Raw genomic sequence first — 20,185 nt, forward strand, 5'->3', positions numbered from 1 at the left:
GTCCGGCCGGACGGCGTGGGCTCGGGCCGGCCCTCGTCCGGCACCGGCCCCAACTCGTCGTCCGGCTCGTCGTCGTCCGGCTTGTCGTCGTCCGGCTTGTCGTCGTCCGCCCCGGGAGAAAGGGCCAACTCGTCGTCGGGCTCCGCCGGGCCGTCGGCGTCGCCGCCCAAGGCTCGGCCAGCGAGGTGCGGAGCGTCCTCGTCGAGCGGGTCGGCCGCGGTGAACGGGTCGGTACGAGGCGCGCCGAAGTCGGGCAGCTCGAAGTCGTCGTCGAGCGGGCGGTCGTCGGGCAGGACGGGCGTCTGCCCGGCCGGCACCGGCTCGGTGGGCTCGCCGTGCACCCGGCTCTCCGCCTCCGCGTCCTCCGTGGTGCTGGTGGTCATGCTCGGGCGGTTGCGCAGGAAGCGGGCCCGGCCCCGGGACAGGTCGTGGCCGACGGCGACGGCCTCCAGCTCGTAGAGGGTGCGGTGGTTGCCGGCGTCGTCGGTCCAGTCGCGGGTGTAGAGCCGGCCGCAGACCACCACCGGGTCGCCGACCATCACCGAGGCGGCCACCCCCTCGGCGAGCTTGCGCCAACAGTTGACGCGGACGCGGAGCGAGTTGCCGTCGACCCAGCGGCCGCTGTCGCGGTCGAGCCGGCGGGCGGTGGAGGCGACCTTGAAGTTGGCCACCAGGGTGTTGCTCTGGGTGGTACGCCGCCACTCGGGCGTCGTCAGCACATTGCCGACAATTGTCACGTAGGTGTCGAACATCGTCCCTCCAGGGGATCGGGGGCCTGCCAGCGCGAGTCGACTCGACACCGAGCCTCGACGCTGCGGGCGGCCCTCGCCAGCGCCCCACCCCGGCCTGTGGACAACGACGCCACCTGTGGACAACGCCCTGATCAGGCCCGGATGTGGTACGGCCGACCCGCCCGGACGGGCGACAGCGGTTTCCGGGCCCGACCGAACTGGGTATGGACTTGATCAAGCACTACCGACAGCTCCACGTCGACGAGAGGTCAGCGCCATGATGATCACCACCATCGACTCCGCAACCGCTTCCGAGGTGCGGCGATGAGCGCCGTGGCGAACCCGGCCACCGTGGCCGAATGCCTGCGGGTGGGCACCGGGTTCTCGCAGGGCGACCGTGCCTGGATCGCCGAGCAGTTCGCCACCCTCGACGCCCGGCTGGCCGGCTTCCACGCCGACGCCACCGAGCTGGAGGTGTCGGTGAAGGACCGCGAGGCACGGGGGCAGAAGGTCACCCTGGAGTGCTGGATCGCCGGCCGACAGAAGATCGTCACCACCTCCGCCGAGGAGGACCTGCACGCGGCGCTCAACGACGTCCGCGACGACCTGCGCCGGCGGCTCAACGACGCCAAGACCCGCCAGGAGCCCCGGCACAACAAGCACCTGCGCGACGTCAGCCAGCCGCAGGAGCAGGTCGACCCGGAGGCCGACGCGCTGCCCGCCGCCGACCAGAGCCGCGCCGACGCCGAAACCGTCTGACGCGTACTCCCGCACTGCCCCGGCCGGCGCGCACAGCCGGTCGGGGCGGGCCGGTTTCGGGGCTACCGCCGGGTAGCTTGGCGGCGTAGCGTCGCGAACGTGGAACCGGACGTGTTGGGGCCGCCGTACGAGCGGCAGACGATCGACCTGGGCACCGACGACGAGGGCCCGGTCGTCGCGACCCTGGTCCGGCGGAGGGCCGAGCGCCCCACCGGGCGGGCCGTGCTCTACGTGCACGGCTTCGTCGACTACTTCTTCCAGACCCACCTGGCCGACTTCTTCGCCGAGCGGGGCTGGGATTTCTACGCCCTCGACCTGCGCAAATACGGTCGCAGCCTGCTCCCGCACCAGACTCCGAACTTCTGCCGGGACATCAGCGACTACTTCCCCGAGCTGGACGCCGCCGCCGAGATCATCCGCGCGGACGACGGGCACGACACCCTGCTGGCCATGGGCCACTCCACCGGCGGCCTGATCCTCTCGCTCTGGGCGGACGCCCGCCGCGACACCGGCACCGTCGACGGCCTGGTGCTCAACAGCCCGTTCTTCGACCTGAACGCCCCCTGGGCGGTGCGCCGACCCCTCGCGGCCGCCGTCTCCCGGCTGGGCCGTCGGGCGCCGCACCGCATCGTGCCGTTCGGGCTGGGCACGGTGTACGGCGAGAGCCTGCACGCCGACCACCGGGGCGAGTGGACCTACGACCTGGCGTGGAAGCCGCTGGCGGGGTTCCCCGTCCGCGCCGGCTGGCTGAACGCGATCCGCACCGGCCAACGTCGGCTGCGCGCCGGGCTGGACATCCAGGTGCCGGTGCTGCTGGCCTGCTCGACCCGCTCGTTCCGGGGCACCAAGTGGAACGACAACGCCACCCTGGCCGACGCCGTGCTGGACGTGGAGCACATGGTCCGGTATGCGCCGCACCTCGGCCGGCACGTCACCCTGGCCCGCTTCGACGGCGGGCTGCACGACCTCACGCTCTCCGGCCCCGCCGTACGCCGAAAGGTCTTCGACGAGGTCGGCCGCTGGGCGGAGGCGTTCCTCGCCGCCGGCCCCACCGCCCCGTCCGATGAAGTCCGGTTGCCGGCCAGTCGGCGGCCAGCGGACAAACCGGCCGATGCGGTAACGGCCGGCGACTGACCCGCCGGGTCCCGCCCCGCCCGACCGCGACGGCGTCCGGCTCGCGGCTCAGGCGTCGCCGGGTCAGGTGCACCGACCACCGCTGGCTGAGCCGACCCGGCCACGGCCCGTCGGCGGCAGCACCACCCGCCGTCGCGGTGTCCAGCTCAGTCGTCGCCAGGTGTCGCCGGGAGCACGGCGCGGATCCGGTCGAAGGTCGCCACTGGGTGACCGCCGACGCCGGGCAACACCAGGCCCAGGCAGTACAGCGACACGTCCCCGGCGGCGTCCGCCTGCACGACGAAGACCGGCGCCCCGACGTACCCCGGTGGCAGCTCAGTGGTGATCCGCACGGTGTCCCCGTCGCGGACCACCCGCTCGATGGCCACCTCCAGCGGCCGCGACCCGTCCTCGCGTACCCCATGGGCCAGCACGAAAGCGGAACCGGCGTCGGCGCCGAGCCGGGCGATCACCTCGGGCCCGGCGGCGATCCCGGCGGGCACCGGCTGCACCCGCCACCGCCAGCCGCCGTCGCCGGCGTACCGGTGCAGGCCGCCGGTGGGCAGCACCGCGACGCCGTCGCCCGGAAAACGGGCCCAACCGGGCCTGATCTCCGCCTCCGCGACGGCCTCCGGCGCGACGCCGGCCGGCTCGGTGACGCTGGCCCGCAGGCCCAACTCCCCACCGGGGGCGCCAACCAGGTCGGCCGCCGTCAGCAGCGACTCCCCCACCTGGTCGTCGGTGCCCTGGAAGAAGAACGCGGTGCCGAAGCGCTGGTCGGTGGCGTCCGACGAGCGGTACGGCAGGATGGCGCGGCCGACGATCTGGCACAGCTCGTAGGCGACGTCGTTCTCGGCGTCGGAGTCCAGCAGCACCAGCCGAGGGTACGGGCCAACGTCGGGTCGGTCCGTGGGAACCCGGATGCCAGTCAGCCGGTCTCCGTGAGACCCTGCTCGGCAACGTGGACGCGGGCACCCTTTTCCCCGCCGGCCGGCGGGTCGGCGGTACCCTCTGGGCGCGACACCCACGCCGCGCGCCCGTAGCTCAGCGGATAGAGCAGGGGACTTCTAATCCCAAGGCCGCAGGTTCGAATCCTGCCGGGCGCACCCACCTCACCGCAGGTCAGCGGCCTGGCGCGCCAGTCCCCGTCGATCAGCACGGCCTCCCCGCAGCCAGCTCAGCCGAAGAGGTGCTCCGCGGCCTCGTCCACGGCGGCCCGCTCGATCTGCGGCGAGACGTGCGCGGTGTGCCCGTGCGCGGATTTTGATCAGCTCGCGCGTTCACCGCACTGTCCTCCCAGAGGGGTGATCGACTCCGTATCGCCGATGTTGGGGTGTCCCGGGACGGGGATACCGCGATATCGCCGATATTGAGTCGATCACCGCTGCTGGTCACCTGAGTTGCTCTTGAGCGCCTGGGCGGACCTCCACGCCACCGCACGGTTGATCCAGTCCGGGTAGCGCTCGATGATCGCGTCGTACAACTCCTCGGCGCTCTCCGTACGCTCCGCGGCGGCCGCCACCTCCCGCAGGTAGTCGCGGGTCTCCTCGACGGTGTGCGGGTCGTCGTCGGCGCCGTCCCGCTTGTGGCCGGCGATCACCACGCAGGCCCGCAACGAGTTGACGAGCGTCAGGGCGTCGAGCCAGCCCTCGATGCCGCCGTCTCCCGCCTCGGCGAGGTGCAGGTGGACGTCGTTGTAGACCACGTCGCCGGCCACGACGAGACCGCGCGACGGCACGTGCAGCACGCTCGTGCCGCTGGTGTCGGTGCGGCCGGTCTCGACCGCCATCAACTGCTCGCCCTCAAGGTCGATGGTGTTGTCGTCCAGCGGCTCGGCGACGGGTGGACGCTCGGCGATCTGCTCGGGGAAACCCTTGCGCCAGAAACCGTCGAGCCACCGCTCCCCCGCCTGCTCGTGCATCTTCTCCACGACGCTCACGGGCGCCACCAGCCGCGCCCGGGGGAAACGCTCCAACACGGCGGCCGCGCCGAAGAAGTGGTCGCCGTGGGCGTGCGTGATGTAGATCGTCGTGAGGTTCCTGCCGTTCGCCTCGACCCAGTCGGCCAGGGCCCGGCCCTCGTCGAGGGTCAGCAACGCGTCGACCAGGACCGCGTCCCGGTCCCCGTAGATCAGCGTGGAGGTGGTGGGCGACCACATCTCGCGGCTCTCGCCGGGCGGCAGGTCCGTCGACACGACCGGCTTGGCCGGGGCCACATAGGTTGACCAAGCCAACGATCCCACGGCTGCTCCTCGTCCCACCGGCGCGCTCCCCAGGACCAGTGCAGCAGACCACCACGCCACTCCGGGGCAGGATCGTGAAAGTCCGGGCTCAGCCGCGTCGCAGCAGCTCGGCCAGCGTGGCGTCGCCCTGCCCGAGCTGCGACCCGCCGCCCGGCGGCACGACCAGGAAGCGCCGGCAGCCGTCCAGTTCAACGTACCGGTCGGGTCCGCCGGCGCCGTCGAGCGGGCGCAGCACCGCGAAACGGGACGCCGGGGTCGCGCACGCCGCCGCCGCTCGGGTGGTGGCCAGCGCGCGGAGCACCGCCGTCTGCCGCTCCGGCGGCAACGGCCCGCCGTACGCGAAGTCACCCGCCGGCTTGCCGCCGCCCCGCTCCGACGCGGGCACGTCGTAGACGCAGAGGCGCAGCGGTTCCGCCGCCGGGGCCGCCGCCGGCCCGGGCGGTCCGGGGCGTCCCGTCGTGGTCTCCACCCACACCATGTCCGCCCACCGCTGCGCGCACCCGGCGGCGGCGGCCGCCGGGGATTCGACCTGCCCGACGGGACGGGTGTCCACGGTGGTCAGCCGCAGCCCGTCCAGGGCGGCGCGCACCTCCGCGCGGGGCTTGCCGCAGGCGTCCCTCGGCAGGTACGGGCGCAGCCAGCGACCCCGTTCATCGAGCAGGGCCAGCCAGGGCGGGACGATCATGTCGGCAGTGCAGACGATCTCCCCCTCCGGCCGCCGGTCCGGCAGGCGCAGCGCGGCGACCAGCGCGGCGATCTCGTCGGCGCGCCGCTCGGTGGCCACCTGCTCCGTACCGCCACCGGCGCGTGGGCGAATCTCCCGGCCACAGAGCACGGCGGCGACCGGTGTGAACGCGGGGTCGGTCCGCCCGATCGCCGGATCGTCCCCGGTCGGCGCCGGCGCGGCCCCGCTCGGCGCCGGCAGGACGATGCTGCCGCCGGCGCGGGGCGCCGCCTCGGCGCAGGAGATCCACTTCCCGACGATCGGGGCCGGGCCGGGATCGTGCCCGACACCCGGGCCGGCGTTACCGCCCGCGCAGCCGCCCAGCGCCACGCCGAGCAGCGCCACCGCCAGTACCGTCCCGCCCGAGCGCATCCGGCTCACCACCTCTCCGCCAGGTGGTGGGACGGACGGGAACAGCGCCCGGTTCCGGAGCGGCCGGCGCGGGAGCGGGTGCCAGCTCACATCCACCACACGCCGGTCGGGACTGCCGCGCGACCGCCGGCATGATGGCCCGATGGCACATCTGGGACTGGTCGCGTTGCTGGTGCGGGAGTACGACGAGGCGATCGACTTCTACGTCGGCGGCCTCGGCTTCGAGCTGGTGGAGGACACCGCACGCCCGGACGGCTCGCGCTGGGTGGTGGTGCGCCCGCCGGGCGCCCGGGAGACGGCGCTGCTGCTGGCCCGACCGAGCAACGCCGAGCAGCGGGCCCGAATCGGCGACCAGACCGGTGGTCGGGTCGGGCTGTTCCTGTACACCGAGGACTTCGCCCGGGACCACGCCCGGATGGTCGCGGCCGGGGTGCGGTTCCTGGAGGAGCCGCGGCACGAGGCGTACGGCTCGGTCGCGGTCTTCGCCGACCTCTACGGCAACCGATGGGACCTGCTGCAACCTCGCAGCACGGAGTGACACATCGGCGACACTCCGGGCACAATGGGTGATTGCTTGCCATCGGCCATGTTATTCTCCGATGTCGATCTACGCCGTGCGGACCCGGACCGGGTCGTTGTCGGAAGGACACCTCCCGATGCCGGCCGTTGCCACCCCCACCGCGCCGTCGCCCGCACTGAACAATCCGGCCGGCGGCGCCTTCACCCTCATCTTCACCACGATGCCGGCGCTGCTGCGGCTCACCTGCGGGTTGGTCGGCGCGGTGGTGGCGCTGTCGGTGCGTACCCCGCCGGTCGAGCCGGCCCTGCTCCTGCCCGGCGTGGCCGCGTTGACCGGCTGGTCGCTCTGGTACGCCGTCCGCGCGCTGCGCCACGGCGTCACCCCGACCCTGGTCGCCGGTGACGTCGCGCTGACAGCGGTGGCGTGCCTGCTCATCCCCCGCCTGGTGGCGCCCGGGGTGCTGCCCGGCGAGGGCAGCTGGATCGCGGTGCTGGCCAGCACCACCGTGATCAACGCGCAGGCCACCGCCGCGGCGCGCTGGTCGATCCCGGCCGGGCTGCTGGTCACCGCCGCGTACGCGGCGGGAGCGCACGCGGCGGGTAATCCCGCCGAGGCCCGGGCGCACGCGGCGACCCTGCTGGTGCAGACCGCCTGCACGGCGATGATGACGGCGGTGATGCGCCGCCGGATCGGGCGGGCCGACCGGGCGTTCGCCGAGCACCAGCGGCTGACCCGGGACGCGTTGATCGCCCGGGCCGCCCGGGAGGCCGAACGGCGGCAGAACCGCGACCTGCACGACACCGTCCTCGGCACGCTGACCATGGTGGGGCTCGGCGCGGTGCCCGGGCCGTCGGCCGCGTTGCGCGAGCGGTGCGGGGCCGACCTGCGTACCCTCGTCGCGCTGACGGACATCGGCCCGGTGCCCGGCGACGGCCCGGTGCCCCTGGACGGGCGGCTGCGGACGGTGCCCGACCGGCTGCCCGAGCTGCCGGTGAACCTGGAGCTGGCCCCGTGCGCGGTCCCCGCCGGTGTGGCCGACGCGATCACCGAGAGCGCCTACGCGGCGCTGTCCAACGTGGTCCGGCACGCACCGGGCGCGCACGTCACGCTGCGGATGACCCGGGACGCGGTCGCCGTCGTGGTCGAGGTGACCGACGACGGCCCCGGCTTCGACCCGAACAGCGTCGCTCCGCACCGGTACGGACTACGCGAGTCGATCCGTGGCCGGATGGCGGCGATCGGCGGGCGGGCCGAGGTGCGCTCCGCCCCCGGCACGGGCACCACGATCCGGCTGGAGTGGCCCGGTGTCGGCTGACCTCGGCGCCTCGACGGACCGCGCCGCGGCGCCCGGGGCGCCGGCCCGGGCCTTGGAGCCGTGGTCGGGCCGGGTCGGCGTGCCGGCGCCAAGGGGTCCGGCTCAGGTGGCGGCGCTCGCCGCGCCGGCGGCCGTGGCGCACGCCTCCGACCGGGGCGCCCGGATCGTCTCCGTCGCTATCGCGCTGGCCTGGCACTTCGCGATCGGCCTGCCCGCGGTGCTGGGCGCCCGCGCGGAGTTCACCGCGCCCGCGGTGGTGCTCGGCGGCTGGCTGCTGGTCGCCGGGGCCGGGCTGGTGGCCGGGGCACGGCTGCTGCGTGGAGCGGCGCTGCCGCCCTGGCCGTTCGCCGGGTTGCTGCTCGTCGTCGACGCGGCGGTCTTCGCCGCAGTTGGTGAAGGTCACCTGTTCGCCGCCGCCAACTGGGTGTGGAGCACCCTCGGCTGGTTCTTCGTGCTGGCGATGTGGGGCCGGCGGGTCGCCGGGCTGGTCGCGCTGCTGACCGCGCACGCGTCGATCGCGCTGGTCGCCGTGCTCGGGCACGGCCACGACGCGGCCGACCTGGCCCGCTACGCGATGTACGTCTACGGCACCTTCTCGCTGCCGGTGGCGGTCTTCGTCGGCGGCGCGACGATCGTCGGCCTGGCCCGGGAACGGGCCGGCGCGGCGGCCGCCGTGCACGCGATGGCCGCGGAGCGGGACGCCGCCGAGCAGGGCCTTCGGGAACGCCGCGACCGGCTCGCCCTGGTCGGTGCGGCGGCCGGGCGGGTCCTCGGCGAACTGGCCGCCGGGCAGGCCGATCCGGACGACCCGGAGGTGCAGCGCCGGTGCGTGCTGGCCGCGGCCCGGCTGCGACGCCTGATCGCCGAGTCCGACGACGTGCCCGACCCGCTGCTGCACGAGCTGCGGGCCGCCGCGGACCTGGCCGAACGCAACGGGTTGCCGATCGATCTGGTCACCATCGGCAACCCGCCACCACTGCCGGTGGAGATCCGCCGTCGGCTGGCCGACCCACTCACCGGCATCCTCGCCGACGCGCGTGGCTGGGCCCGGCTGACCGTCGTCTCCGGCCAGGACGAGGTCGTGATCAGCCTGGTCACACCCGACCGGGAGGGGCCGGAGGCGACCGGCCGACCACCCGGGGAGCACGACGACGGGCTGGTGCAGCACCTCTACGAACGGGACGGGGACATCAGATGGGCGCAGACCCGGTGGCGGCGATGAGCGGCGACCGGCCGGTTGGCGTCGCGATCGTCGACGACCACCCGGTGGTGGTCGAGGGCGTCCGGGCCTGGCTCGCCAGCGAGCCGAGGCTGACCGTGCTGTCCACCGGGGACGACCCGGACGAGGTGCTGCGGGCGGCGCCGGACGCCGACGTCGTCCTGCTCGATCTGCGGCTGCACGGCCGGATGGTGCTCGACAAGCTGGCCGAGCTGAGCGCCACCGGGCGGCGGGTGGTGGTCTACTCCGAACACACCGACCCGGAGACGATGCTGGCCGCGTTGGACGCCGGAGCGGTGGCGTTCCTGGCCAAGCACGAGGGCCGCGAGCACTGCGTGGCGACCGTGCTGGCGGCGGCCAGCGACCGCCCGTACGTGCCGCCCGCGCTGGCCGGGGCGATGGTGGGGGACCATCGGCCGGACCGGCCGATGCTGTCCGACAAGGAACGCGAGGCGCTGCTGCTCTGGTTCCAGTCGATGTCCAAGGCATCGGTGGCTCGCCGGATGCAGATCAGCGAGCACACCGTGAAGCAGTACGTCGACCGTGCGCGGATCAAGTACACCCGAGCGGGGCGGCCGGCCGCCACAAAGGCCGCGCTGCTCGCCCGGGCGATCGAGGACGGCCTCGTCCGCCCGGAGGAGATCGGCATCTACCGGTCACAGGCGACGCACGACCGGCCGACCCCCTAACGGGCGTCATGACACGGCCTCCCGGATCAGCCAGGCTCGACGCACACCACAGCTGACCGGGAGGTCGTGACGATGCACGCCGACGCGTCCCCCTTCTTCATCGGTCCCCACCGGTTCGACGCGCCGGACGACGATGCGGGGCCGATCCTGGACCGCCGCTACGCCCTGCGACCGGTGCCCGGCGAGAAGGTGCTCGGCCGGTACCGGTTGCTGGTCGCGGGTTACCTGCTCGGGCCGACCGAGGCGCGGCGCGGCTGGCGGCTGCCCGGGCCGGTGTCGGTGACCGTCACCGACCACCGGATCTGCTGGGTGGGCACCGGGGCGCAGCTGTCCCTGGTCGCCGACGAGACGCCCCCGCGCCGAACGGCGGGCCGGCCGGCCGGCCTGATGAGCGGGCAGATCCGCTGGCAGTGGCCGTCCCGGTTGCAGCTGCCGCCCGCCGGCCCGGACGGGCCGGAGCAGCTGCTGATCGTGTGCGACGCGCTGCGCACCATCCAACAGCCGGCGCTGGCCCTCGGCGGGCCGGCCGGGGAGGTCGCCGCGCTGGCCCGGCAGGTCCGCCGGGCGGTGGCCATGTTCCGGCTCACCCGCCCGCAGTTGGTCGACCTCTCCGCGCAGGAGCGCGACGTGCTGCTGCTGCGGGCCGGCCCCGCGCTGCTCGCCGGAGAAACCCGGGTCACGCTGCCCGGCTCGCTGCCGGTGGAGTTCCGGTCACGGGACGACTACTACCGATCGGGGCCGGAGCCGACCCGGTGGACCGGGCTCGCAGGCGGCGCAGCATCCGGGCGTCGGTGAAGCCGACGGTACGCGCGGCGGCCTCCACCGTCGCGCCGTGCCCGATCAGGTGCTCGGCGCGTTCCACCCGCAGCAGCTGCTGGTAGCCGAGCGGCGTGAGCCCGGTGGTCCCCCGGAACAGCCGGGTCAACGTCCGTTCGGCCACGCCCCCGGCAGCGGCCAGCTCGGCCAGCGGCAACGGCTCGGCGTACCGGCTGTCGATCAGGTCCTGCACCCGGTGCACCGCGTCGGAGAGGTGCGAGCGGTGTCGCATCATCGCGCTGGCCTGCTGCTCGTGCCCGTTGCGGCGCGCGTAGACGACGAGCGTGCGGGCGATCCGGGCGGCGACCCCCGGGCCGTGCCGGGTGGCCACCAGGTGCAGCGCCACATCGATGCCGCTGGCGATGCCGGCGGAGGTGACCACCCGGTCGTCGACCACGTACAGCACGTCGCGAACCACCCGCGCGGCCGGGTGCCGCCGGGCCAGGTCGTCCTGCACCTCGTGGTGGGTGGTGCAGCGCCGGCCGTCCAGCAGCCCGGCCCGGCCGAGGGCGTACGCGCCGGCGCAGACGCTGGCCACGGTGCCGCCGGCGGCATGATGATCGGCCAACCGCCGCAGGTCGACGGGCGACACCGGCCCCTGCGGCCCGTGCGCCGCCGGCCGCCAGCCCGGCACCAGCACCAGGTCGTCGGGGGTCAGCTCGGGCCACCGGGTGTCGGCGACCAGCGGTACGCCCTGCACGGTGGGCACCTGCTCCCGCTCGGCGACGTAGTGCAGCCGGTAGTCGTGGCCGAGGTCGGCGGCGCTGGAGAAGACCTGGGCCGGCCCGGCGAGGTCCAGCAGGTGCAGCTGCGGAACCAGGAGGAAGACGACCCGGGTCACCGTTCAGCCCCGCGCGCCGTCGTGGATCGCCCCGGTCAGCTCGTCCACCGTCGAGATGGTGGCGAAGCGGCCGGCCAGCGCGTACTCGGTGCGGGTGACGATCTCCTCGTTGGAGAGGGTGCGCGGGTCGGCGAGGATCTCCTCGACGGTGGCGGTCTCCGGCAGGTCCCGGTGCGGAATGGGGAAGGTCATCGTGGCGTCGGTGACGAAGGTCATCCGGTAGCCGAGGTCGGCGCCCACCCGGGTGGTGGTCTCGACGCACTGCTCGGTGCGGATGCCGCAGACGGTGAGGTCGTGCACGCCGGCCAGGGTGAGCAGCTGCTGGAGGTTGGTGGTGGTGAACGCGTTGTGCGCGGTCTTGACCAGCGTCGGCTCGCCCTCGGCCGGGGCCAGCCCGTCGATCAGCCGCACGTGCCCGAGGGCCGGGTCGAAGACCCCACCCGTGCCGGGCTCCGAGTGCAGGACCCAGACCACCAGGTCGCCGCGCTCACGGGCGGCGGCGACCAGCCGGTCGACCTGCCGGACCACTTCCGGGTTGGAGCCGTACGCCCAGATGGGACGCTGGCGGAAGGACTCCTGGACGTCGATCACGACGAGGGCTGCTCTGCTCATGGCTCCGATCCTGACCGCAGAACGGCTCCGACGGCAGACACCATCATGTCCGGATGCGGAACGATCCGGCCACCGCGGAGGTCGTCAGGCGCTGGGGGTGCGGTGCTCGGCGGCGGCGTCCAGGGCGGCGGCCTCCTCCGGTGTCGGCGCGCTGCCGCCCAGGTGCGTCGGCAGCCACCAGGTGTCGTCCGGGCCGGCCGGTGCGTCCGGGTAGTCCCGCTGGGCCCGGTCGACGAGCGCGCTGAGCCGGGTGGTCAGCTCGGCGGCCAGCACGTTCGGGTCCGGGAAATCCGCCGGGTTGATCGGCTCGCCGATCAGGATGGTGATCGGGGTGTGGCGGCGGGTGAGGGTGCGCGGGCGGCCCTTGGTCCAGAGCCGCTGGGTGCCCCACAACGCGACCGGCAGCACCGGCACCTTCGCCGAGCGGGCCATCCTCACGGTGCCGCTCTTGAGTTCCTTGACGGTGAACGACCGGCTGATCGTCGCCTCGGGGAAGACGCCGACGACCTCGCCGCGCTTGAGCGCGTCCACGGCGGCGCGGAACGAGGCCGCGCCGGCCTGCCGGTCCACCGGGATGTGCCGCATGCCGCGCATCAGCGGGCCGGAGATCTTGTGCGTGAAGACCGACTGCTTGGCCATGAAGCGGACCAGGCGACCCGACGCGTTCGCGCCCAGGCCGGCGAAGATGAAGTCGAGGTAGCTGACGTGGTTGCTGGCCAGCACCGCCCCGCCGCTGCGGGGTACGTGGTGGGCGCCCTCGATCGTGATCTTCAGGTCGAGGACCCGGAACATCGTCTTGGCGGCGGCGATAACGGGCGGGTACACGAGCTCCGGCATCCGCAGAATCTACCCTGCCCGACTGGGGGCCGCCTGGGTGGCGACCGGCCGGGTCGGCCGTGTTCGTTCTGCCCTCGGCGGATCCCCTTGGCCGCGCGCCGAACCGGGTCGCAGGATGGCGTCATGACGGAACGAGCGGTGCTGCTCTGGATCCATGGCGGTGGCTGGCGCGGGCGGGCGAGCGAGGACGGCGCGGCGCTGGCCGGGCACGGGCTGCGGGTGGTGCAGGCGCGCTACCGGCTGGCGCACGAGGCGCACTGGCCGGCCCAGTTGGCCGACATCCGCGAGGAGGCGCGTCGCGCCCGCCGCGACGGCCGGCCGCTGCTGGTGGGTGGCGACTCGTCCGGCGCCACGCTCGCCCTCCAGACGGGGTTGCGCGGCATCGACCGGCCGGATGACGTGGCCGGGGTGCTGGCGTACTGGCCGGCCGTGGACCCGCTCGACCCCGAATGGGTACGGCTACGCGCCGGCGACGATCCCTGGGCCGACCTGCTCGGCCACCCGCCCGCGGCCGGCGACCCGGCCACCGTCGACGCCACGGTCGGCACCCACGTCGGCAACGGGGTGCCGGTGCTGCTGGTGCACGGCACGGCCGATCGTTCGGTCCCGGTGAGCCAGACCGTCCGGTTCACCGGTGCGCTGCTCGCCGCCGGGCACCCGGTGCACAGCTGGGTGACACATGGCGGCCACTCGCTCGAGCTGGACCGGCCGGACCTGCGGGCGGTGGCCGCGGCATTCCTGGACAGCGTGCTGCCGCCCGGCTGACCGCGCCGACGGCCCGACGTGGGCCGGCCGGCGCGGTGGGTCAGTCGGAGAGGTCCTGGAGGTCGATCCGGCCCCGGGCGAACGCGTCCACCCGCCCCCAGCGGCCCGGAATGTCCAGCACCTCGATGCGGCCCATGCCCCTCGGCAACTGCGGATCGACCGCCAGGTGCCCCTCGTGCGGCTCCAGGCCGAGCATGGTGCGCAGCAGCAGCAGGGGCGTACCGGTCGACCAGGCCTGCGGGCTGCACGCCGTCGGATACTCCACCGGGAACTTGGTCAGCTCGCGCGGGTAGCCGCCGAACGCCTCCGGCAACCGCCCGTCGAAGTACGTCGCCGCGTCCAGGATGCCGCTGGCGATCGTGGCGGACTCCTCGGCGAAGCCGTACCGGCGCAGGCCCCAGGCGATGAAGGAGTTGTCGAACGGCCAGATCGTGCCGTTGTGGTAACCGATCGGGTTGTACCGGGCCTCCCCCTCGGCCAGCGTCCGCACCCCCCACCCGGTGAAGAGCCGCGGCCCCACCAGGTGCTGCGCGACCTTCTCCGCCCGCTCGGGTTCGACGATGCCGCTCCACAGCAGGTGGCCGATGTTCGAGCTGAGGACGTCGCACTGGCGGCCGTTCGGGTCCAGGGCCAGGGCGTAGTACTCGCCGTCGGCCACCCACCAGTCCCGGTTGAACCGCTGCTTGAGCTCCGCCGCCTCCCGCTCCAGCTGGTCGGCGAACTCCGGGTCACCCCAGAACTCCCGGGCCAGCCGGGCCGCGCGGACCTTCGCGTCGTACGCGTACCCCTGCACCTCGCAGGTGGCCCGGGGGAACGGTGGCAGCGTGCCGTCGGAGTAGGAAATCGAGTCCCAGGAGTCCTTCCAGCACTGGTTCTCCAGCCCGGTCTCAGTGTTGCGCCGCTCGTACCAGATGTAGCCGTTGCCGATCAGGTCGGCGTAGCTGTCGATCCATCTCAACGCCGCCCGGGACTCCTGCTCCAGCTCCTTGACCAGCGCGACGTCCCCGGTCCACCGCTCGTACTCGTCGAGCAGCACGACGAACAGCGGCGTCGCGTCCACGGAGCCGTAGTACGGCGAGTGTGGCTGCTCCTCGAAGGCGGCGGTCTCGCCGTAGCGCATCTCGTGCAGGATCCGCCCGGGGTCCTCGTCGCGGAAGTCGTCGAACCGGCTGCCCTGGAGGGCGGCCAGGATGCGCAGCGTGGTCTTCGACAGTTGCGGGGTGAACGGCAGCGTCTGGAGGCACGTGAGAATGCTGTCCCGGCCGAACATCGTCATGAACCAGGGAAGGCCGGCGGCCGGCAGGGTGGCGCCGCCGAGCGACAACGGCGAGAAGCGCAGCGCCGCCAGGTCGATCAGGCTGCGCTGGTAGGTGCTGGCCACCCGGCCGTGCTCACTGTTGACCGTGGGCGCGTCCGCGATCCACTGCTCCAGGTCGTGCTGGAGGGCCAACCGCTCGCCGCCGTGCATCCGCAGCCCGATCCGCAGGTCCCGGTCCCCGGGCCCCACCGCGTGCGTCTCGACCTCGATCGCGGTGTCCCACTGCTCGTTCGGTTCCAGGTGGACGGTGTACGCGAATCCCTTGCTGTCATAGCGGGCCGCCACGGACGAGGAGATGACCGTCTCCCGGCGGAAGTTGCCCCGGCGGTAGCCCAGGCGCAACCGGTCCGCCTCGACCTCGGAATAGATCTCACCCTTCTTGTTCAGGATCTCGTCCTTGACCTGGAACAGGTCGGCGAAGTCCGACGCCGCCTCCATCCGGATCTCCAGGTCCACCGGCTTCTCGTCGTGGTTGAGGATGGTGAGCTGCTCCCGAAAGCTGCCACCGACCGCACGTTCCCGGATGATCGACAACTTTGCGTCGATGTAGTGCGTGGCCATTCCCGGCACCAGGAAGAACCGCGACTCGAAGTACTGGAGGTCGTCGAAGGAGAGCGAGTTGAGCCGCTCGCCGTTAACGGTCAGCACCCAGGTGGACAGGAACCGGGTGTCGATGGAGAACAGCCCGGTCGGCTCGCTCGGTGTCGCCTCGATGTCGCCGGTGTCCTCGCAGACGACGAAGGTGTTGCCGTCCAGGATCCGGATCGTGTTGCTCTGTCCCATCAGTGCACCTCCCCGGCGAATCGGTGGCGCGGCCCGACGGAGTCCGGGGAACCGGGGAAGATCCGCTCCACCTGCACCACCAGCCGGGCGTCACCGACCACCGTCATGTCGCCCCGCAACAGGGCGGCCAGGCCGTGCTCGCGGCCCGTGGCGATGTCCTCGAAGAGCGCCGGGCTGGTCCCGATGACCGTGTCGGCCTCCCGGTCCTCCTGACTCACGTTCAGCCGGCCGTGGTCGATCCTCAGCAGCCAGTGCCGGGTCTGCGCCCCCTCGTGCAGGTCGATGCGCAGTGTCCCGGAGGTCTTCGCCAGCCGGGGTTCGTACCCCCGCCGGGTCAGCTCCTCGAAGAACCTCGTGGTCGCGTCCACCATCGGGTCCACTCCTCCCCCAGTTGCGCCGCCCGGAATCCCGCCACGCTCGCGTGGCACGCGTTGCACGTCCCCGCACGGGTCCCCGCCGGCGCTCCGGTCAACCTCGCCCGGATCGGGTGAGCGGGCGGGAGGTGTCGGACCGGGCGGGTAGCGTGCCGGACACGAGGGTGGGAGCGACGGGACGTCCGTGACGGAGGGGCACATGGCGGCGCAGGCGCCACAGGTCGACCGGCGGCAGGTCCTCGCCTACCGGGTGGCGGCCCAGCAACTCGACCGCTCCGGCGGCCCGCGTCCGGGTGATCTGGCCGTGCTGTCCCTCGGTGTGCAGGACACGCCGTACGGCGCGGCCCGACAGGCGCTGGCGGCACGCGGCGCCACCGGGTCGGACGACCGGCTGGAGCTGGTGTGGTCGATGCGCGGCGCACCGCACCTGCACCGGCGTACCGAGCTGCCGACCCTGGCCGCGAAGCTCTGGCCGCTCAGTGACGCCGACGCCACCCGCCGGATCCCCGGGCAGATCGGTGCGGGGGCACGGCTCGGGCTGACGGCGTTCCGGGCCACCGCCGAGGCGTTCCAGGCGGTGGTCACCACCGAGCTGGAGCGCGGCGTGGTCAGCCGCGCGGTCTCCGACCGGGTGCCCGCCGAGCTGACCTACGACTGCCGGGCGTGCCAGGCGCGGCATATCTCGGGTTCGGTGTTCCAGCAGGCCGGGCTCGCCGGCGGGGTGCGCCTCGTGGTCTCCGGCCGGGCCGCCCGGCTCGCCCCGCTGCCCGACTGGCCCGGCCCACCCGCCGCCGCGGCACACACCGCCGAGCTGGTCGCGACCTATCTGCGGCTGCTCGGCCCGGCCACCCCGGCCGACGCGGCCGGCTTTCTCGGCACCACCGCCACGGAGCTGCGCCAGGTCTGGCCGTCCGGCCTGGTCGAGGTGCGGGTCGACGCCCGGGCCGCCTGGCTGCCGGCCGACGCCCTCGACGCCTTGACCGGCGCGCCGGCGCCCCGCCTGGTGCGGCTGCTGCCACCCGGCGACCCGCTCCTCGCCGGCCGTGACCGTGACCTGCTGGTGCCGGTCCGGGAGCACCAACGGCAGCTGTGGCGGGCGATCGGCAATCCGGGCGCGCTGCTGGTGGACGGCGAGGTGGTCGGCACCTGGCGGGCGCGGCAGGCCGGAAAGGGGCGGTTGGAGCTGACCGTCCAGGCGTTCTCGGCGCTGTCCGCCCGGGTCCGGCGGGAGATCGACGCCGAGGCGGTGACGGTCGCCGCCGCTCGGGCCGCCACCGACGTGCGGGTCCGGGTCGAGCCGACCTGACCGCGTCTCGTGCACCGGCCGGCGCGACGCCGGCCCTCCCGCGAGGGGAGAGCCGGCGCGCCCGCGGCGGACGGTCAGTTGTTCGGGTCGTCGGCGCTGATGTCAGCCAGCACCGACTGCGGTTCACGCTCGACCGCGAGGTCGCCCATCGAGACGAGGCCGACCAGGCGCCCGTCGTCAATGACCGGCAGCCGGCGTACGGCGTAGGTGCGCATCAGGTCCGCGGCGGCGACCGCGTCGTCGTACTGGCTCACCGTGACCACATCACGGGTGGTGATCTGGTTCAGTCGGGTCGAGCCCGGGTCCATGTTCTCCGCGACACCCCGGACCGTGATGTCCCGGTCCGTGACGATGCCGACCACGCTGTCGCCGTCGGTCACCACCACGTCGCCGATCGCGCTGTCACGCATCTCCTGCGCGGCCGCGATGAGTGTGTCGTTGCCGTCCATCGTCACCAACCGGGTCGTCATGAACTCTCCGACCGTTGTCATGGTGCTCCCCTCTCGGTGTCGGCACGGCCCGTCTACCCGCCGCCCGGGGCGGGGTAACGCCGACGGCCGGCCCGGCAGCTGTCCCCGGCGGCCCCGCCGGCGCCGCACGGCGGGCGGTGCGATCCGGGTCCGCCGCCTACGGTGGGCGGATGACGACGGGCGAGTCCGAGCTGCGAGGGCTGGTGACCGGCAGCGGATGGATGATCCGGGCGCTGACCGTGGTACGCGACTCCGGCCTGCCCGACGCCTGGATCGGCGCGGGCGCCCTGCGCGACCTGGTCTGGGGTGAGCGGTACGGCGACGGGTTCGACCCGACGACGGTCCGGGACGTGGACGTGGTCTTCTTCGACCCGACGGAGCTGAGCCGGGAGGCCGACGACCGGGCGACCGCGCGACTGACGGCGGCCTGGTCGGAGCCGCCCTGGCAGGCGCGCAACCAGGCGGCGGTGCACACCTGGTACGCGGCGAAGTTCGGCGGCGACCCGATCACGCCGTACCGCAGCGTGGCCGAGGCGGTCGCCACCTGGCCGGAGTACGCCACCGCCGTGGCGGTACGGCTGGACCGGGCCGACCGGTTGGTGGTCTGCGCCCCGTACGGCCTGGCGGATCTCCTGGGCGGGGTCTGGCGGCACAATCCCGCCCGGGTGGACATCGCGCACTCCCGGCAGCGGCTGGCGCGGCATCGTCCAGCGCAGCGGTGGCCCGGGGTGACCGTCGTCGAGCCGGGCTGAACGCCGGCGGTCGACCCAGCGTCAGCCGCGGGGCGGCATGCCGTAGATGCGCTCAACGTGCAGGCGCAGCACAATTCGTTGCTCGTCGACCATGGCCCGGCGGTAGTCGTCCCAGTCCGGGTGTTCGCCGCCGACGGACCGGTAGAGCCCCACCAGCTCCTCGACGGTCGCGTCGCCCGATTCGGTGGCCGGCGGCGTCAGCTCGGCGCGGCCCTCGACCACCGCGTACGCCCAGCCGTCCTCGCTGCCGACGTGGAAGCTGGCCCGCGGGTCCCGGCGCAGGTTGGCGGTCTTGGCCCGACCGTCGGTGACGGACACCCGGATCAGGCCCGCGTCGCGGTCGAACGAGTAGAGCACAGTGGACAGCTGCGGCCGCCCGTCGCGTTTGATCGTGGCGAGCACGCCCATCGAGCGGCCGGCGATCAGGTCCGTCAACGCCTGCTGGGTCCGGTCATCCGGCACGGCATCCTCCAGGTGGCAGGTCGGCTTCGTTCATCCAAGCACGACCAGCCGACTCCCGCCTCGGCCCACACGGACTCCGGGCCCCCGCCGGCGGTCGGCGGGGGCCCGGGGGGACGGCGACGGTCAGCGACGCTCGGCGGCGACCAGCTCGGCGATCTGCACGGCGTTGAGCGCGGCGCCCTTGCGCAGGTTGTCGTTGGAGCAGAACAGCGCCAGACCGTACTCGACGGTCTCGTCGGCGCGGATCCGTCCGACGTAGGTCGGGTCCTGCCCGGCCGCCTGCAACGGCGTCGGCACGGCGGTCAGCGCAACCCCCGGCGCGTCCGCGAGCAGCTCGTGGGCGCGCTGCGGGGTGAGCGGCCGGGCGAACCGGGCGTTGATCTGGAGCGAGTGACCCGTGAAGACCGGCACCCGGACGCAGGTGCCGGAGACCTTCAGGTCGGGGATCTCCAGGATCTTGCGGCTCTCGTTGCGCAGCTTCTGCTCCTCGTCGGTCTCGAACGAGCCGTCGTCGACGATCGAACCGGCCAGCGGCAGCACGTTGAAGGCGATCGGCTCGGCGAACGAGCGCGGCGCGGGGAACTCCACGGCCGACCCGTCGAAGGCGAGTCCCGAGGCGTGCTCGGCGACCTTGCGGACCTGCTCGTCCAGCTCGGCGACGCCGGCCAGCCCGGCGCCGGAGACCGCCTGGTAGGTCGAGACGACCAGGCCGACCAGGCCCGCCTCGGCGTGCAGCGGACGCAGCACCGGCATGGCGGCCATCGTGGTGCAGTTGGGGTTGGCGATGATGCCCTTCGGGCGGTCGGCGACGGCCTGCGGGTTGACCTCGGCGACCACCAGCGGCACCAGCGGATCCATCCGGAACGCCGAGGAGTTGTCGATCACCACGGCGCCGGCCTCGGCGACCCGTGGGGCCAGTTCGAGCGAGGTGCCCTTGCCGGCCGAGAAGAGCACGACGTCCAGCCCCGAGTAGTCCGCGGTCGCGGCGTCCTCGACGGTCACCTCCCCGTCGCGCCACGGCAGCGTACGCCCGGCGGACCGCGCCGAGGCGAACAACCGCACCTGTTCCGCCGGGAACTCCCGCTCCGCCAGCACCCGCCGCATCACGCCACCGACCTGGCCGGTGGCCCCCACAATGCCGATCCTCATGCCCGCGAGGCTACCC

At 73.7% G+C, this 20,185-nt stretch carries 22 protein-coding genes and 1 tRNA gene; 11 read left to right on the forward strand and 12 right to left on the reverse strand.

Annotated elements, in window-relative coordinates; genetic code table 11:
• A partial coding sequence (locus EAD98_RS31505) for a single-stranded DNA-binding protein (protein ID WP_233583770.1) occupies window positions 1–752 on the reverse strand: 752 nt, incomplete at its 3' end.
• 303 nt (window positions 753–1,055) lie between these two features.
• On the opposite strand from EAD98_RS31505, the gene EAD98_RS09430 reads away from it, so the two are divergent.
• Together EAD98_RS09430 and EAD98_RS09435 are read left to right on the forward strand one after the other, a co-directional pair.
• Window positions 1,056–1,490 (forward strand): HPF/RaiA family ribosome-associated protein, encoded by a 435-nt coding sequence (locus EAD98_RS09430; protein WP_121653672.1) that lies wholly within the window; start codon window positions 1,056–1,058, stop codon window positions 1,488–1,490.
• A gap of 99 nt (window positions 1,491–1,589) precedes the next feature.
• Window positions 1,590–2,624: an alpha/beta hydrolase gene (locus EAD98_RS09435; RefSeq protein ID WP_121653673.1), complete on the forward strand. Its 1,035-nt coding sequence runs from the start codon at window positions 1,590–1,592 to the stop codon at window positions 2,622–2,624.
• A gap of 146 nt (window positions 2,625–2,770) precedes the next feature.
• On the opposite strand, the gene EAD98_RS09440 is transcribed toward EAD98_RS09435, so the two are convergent.
• A complete protein-coding gene (locus EAD98_RS09440) occupies window positions 2,771–3,478 on the reverse strand; it encodes a hypothetical protein (RefSeq protein ID WP_121653674.1) in 708 nt (235 codons plus the stop codon).
• A 158-nt stretch (window positions 3,479–3,636) separates the two neighbouring features.
• Between EAD98_RS09440 and EAD98_RS09445 the strand changes: the two genes are divergently transcribed.
• A tRNA-Arg gene (locus EAD98_RS09445) sits at window positions 3,637–3,709 on the forward strand.
• 272 nt (window positions 3,710–3,981) lie between these two features.
• Here the strand turns inward: EAD98_RS09445 and EAD98_RS09450 are convergent.
• A complete protein-coding gene (locus tag EAD98_RS09450; RefSeq protein ID WP_199723353.1) occupies window positions 3,982–4,845 on the reverse strand; it encodes an MBL fold metallo-hydrolase in 864 nt (287 codons plus the stop codon).
• A gap of 88 nt (window positions 4,846–4,933) precedes the next feature.
• Window positions 4,934–5,950 carry a hypothetical protein gene (locus EAD98_RS09455; RefSeq protein WP_147457358.1) on the reverse strand — a complete coding sequence of 339 codons (1,017 nt, stop codon included), beginning with the start codon at window positions 5,948–5,950 and terminating at the stop codon, window positions 4,934–4,936.
• Between the two features lie 133 nt (window positions 5,951–6,083).
• On the opposite strand from EAD98_RS09455, the gene EAD98_RS09460 reads away from it, so the two are divergent.
• From EAD98_RS09460 to EAD98_RS09480, 5 genes are all read left to right on the forward strand, one after another.
• On the forward strand, window positions 6,084–6,479 hold the full coding sequence (locus EAD98_RS09460) for a VOC family protein (RefSeq protein ID WP_121653676.1): 396 nt from the start codon (window positions 6,084–6,086) through the stop codon (window positions 6,477–6,479).
• 118 nt (window positions 6,480–6,597) lie between these two features.
• Window positions 6,598–7,776: a sensor histidine kinase gene (locus EAD98_RS09465; protein WP_121653689.1), complete on the forward strand. Its 1,179-nt coding sequence runs from the start codon at window positions 6,598–6,600 to the stop codon at window positions 7,774–7,776.
• 79 nt (window positions 7,777–7,855) lie between these two features.
• A complete protein-coding gene (locus EAD98_RS09470; protein ID WP_233583771.1) occupies window positions 7,856–8,998 on the forward strand; it encodes a hypothetical protein in 1,143 nt (380 codons plus the stop codon).
• Window positions 8,971–9,684, forward strand: coding sequence for a response regulator transcription factor (locus EAD98_RS09475; protein WP_121653677.1), 714 nt, complete (start codon window positions 8,971–8,973; stop codon window positions 9,682–9,684). Before EAD98_RS09470 ends, EAD98_RS09475 begins: the two co-directional genes overlap by 28 nt.
• Before the next feature lie 72 nt (window positions 9,685–9,756).
• Window positions 9,757–10,479 (forward strand): hypothetical protein, encoded by a 723-nt coding sequence (locus EAD98_RS09480; RefSeq protein WP_121653690.1) that lies wholly within the window; start codon window positions 9,757–9,759, stop codon window positions 10,477–10,479.
• Here the strand turns inward: EAD98_RS09480 and EAD98_RS09485 are convergent.
• The 3 genes from EAD98_RS09485 to EAD98_RS09495 form a co-directional block, all read right to left on the reverse strand.
• On the reverse strand, window positions 10,361–11,341 hold the full coding sequence (locus tag EAD98_RS09485; protein WP_121653678.1) for a GlxA family transcriptional regulator: 981 nt from the start codon (window positions 11,339–11,341) through the stop codon (window positions 10,361–10,363). The genes EAD98_RS09480 and EAD98_RS09485 overlap by 119 nt on opposite strands.
• A 3-nt stretch (window positions 11,342–11,344) precedes the next feature.
• Window positions 11,345–11,953 (reverse strand): isochorismatase family protein, encoded by a 609-nt coding sequence (locus EAD98_RS09490; RefSeq protein ID WP_121653679.1) that lies wholly within the window; start codon window positions 11,951–11,953, stop codon window positions 11,345–11,347.
• 84 nt (window positions 11,954–12,037) lie between these two features.
• Entirely contained in the window at window positions 12,038–12,790 is a 753-nt protein-coding gene (locus EAD98_RS09495; RefSeq protein WP_121653680.1) for a 1-acyl-sn-glycerol-3-phosphate acyltransferase, read from the reverse strand.
• A 123-nt stretch (window positions 12,791–12,913) separates the two neighbouring features.
• Here EAD98_RS09495 and EAD98_RS09500 point away from each other — a divergent pair, with 123 nt between their 5' ends.
• Window positions 12,914–13,555, forward strand: a complete 642-nt coding sequence (locus EAD98_RS09500) for an alpha/beta hydrolase (RefSeq protein ID WP_121653681.1) — start codon at window positions 12,914–12,916, stop codon at window positions 13,553–13,555.
• A gap of 40 nt (window positions 13,556–13,595) precedes the next feature.
• On the opposite strand, the gene EAD98_RS09505 is transcribed toward EAD98_RS09500, so the two are convergent.
• Window positions 13,596–15,656, reverse strand: a complete 2,061-nt coding sequence (locus tag EAD98_RS09505; protein WP_121653682.1) for a glycogen debranching N-terminal domain-containing protein — start codon at window positions 15,654–15,656, stop codon at window positions 13,596–13,598.
• Window positions 15,656–16,027, reverse strand: coding sequence for an SCP2 sterol-binding domain-containing protein (locus EAD98_RS09510; RefSeq protein WP_121653683.1), 372 nt, complete (start codon window positions 16,025–16,027; stop codon window positions 15,656–15,658). Before EAD98_RS09510 ends, EAD98_RS09505 begins: the two co-directional genes overlap by 1 nt.
• A 202-nt stretch (window positions 16,028–16,229) precedes the next feature.
• Here EAD98_RS09510 and EAD98_RS09515 point away from each other — a divergent pair, with 202 nt between their 5' ends.
• Window positions 16,230–17,336 carry a crosslink repair DNA glycosylase YcaQ family protein gene (locus EAD98_RS09515; protein ID WP_121653684.1) on the forward strand — a complete coding sequence of 369 codons (1,107 nt, stop codon included), beginning with the start codon at window positions 16,230–16,232 and terminating at the stop codon, window positions 17,334–17,336.
• Window positions 17,337–17,410: 74 nt separating this feature from the next.
• Here EAD98_RS09515 and EAD98_RS09520 read toward each other — a convergent pair whose 3' ends face one another.
• Entirely contained in the window at window positions 17,411–17,827 is a 417-nt protein-coding gene (locus EAD98_RS09520) for a CBS domain-containing protein (RefSeq protein ID WP_074313909.1), read from the reverse strand.
• Window positions 17,828–17,976: 149 nt separating this feature from the next.
• On the opposite strand from EAD98_RS09520, the gene EAD98_RS09525 reads away from it, so the two are divergent.
• On the forward strand, window positions 17,977–18,558 hold the full coding sequence (locus EAD98_RS09525; RefSeq protein WP_121653685.1) for a nucleotidyltransferase family protein: 582 nt from the start codon (window positions 17,977–17,979) through the stop codon (window positions 18,556–18,558).
• A gap of 21 nt (window positions 18,559–18,579) precedes the next feature.
• On the opposite strand, the gene EAD98_RS09530 is transcribed toward EAD98_RS09525, so the two are convergent.
• On the reverse strand, window positions 18,580–19,020 hold the full coding sequence (locus tag EAD98_RS09530; protein WP_121653686.1) for a PPOX class F420-dependent oxidoreductase: 441 nt from the start codon (window positions 19,018–19,020) through the stop codon (window positions 18,580–18,582).
• Between the two features lie 123 nt (window positions 19,021–19,143).
• Window positions 19,144–20,169 (reverse strand): aspartate-semialdehyde dehydrogenase, encoded by a 1,026-nt coding sequence (locus EAD98_RS09535; protein WP_121653687.1) that lies wholly within the window; start codon window positions 20,167–20,169, stop codon window positions 19,144–19,146.
• Between the last annotated feature and the right edge of the window lie 16 nt (window positions 20,170–20,185).

Origin of the sequence: Micromonospora sp. CV4 (genome assembly GCF_003667455.1) — a bacterium.
Taxonomy (GTDB): Bacteria; Actinomycetota; Actinomycetes; order Mycobacteriales; family Micromonosporaceae; genus Micromonospora.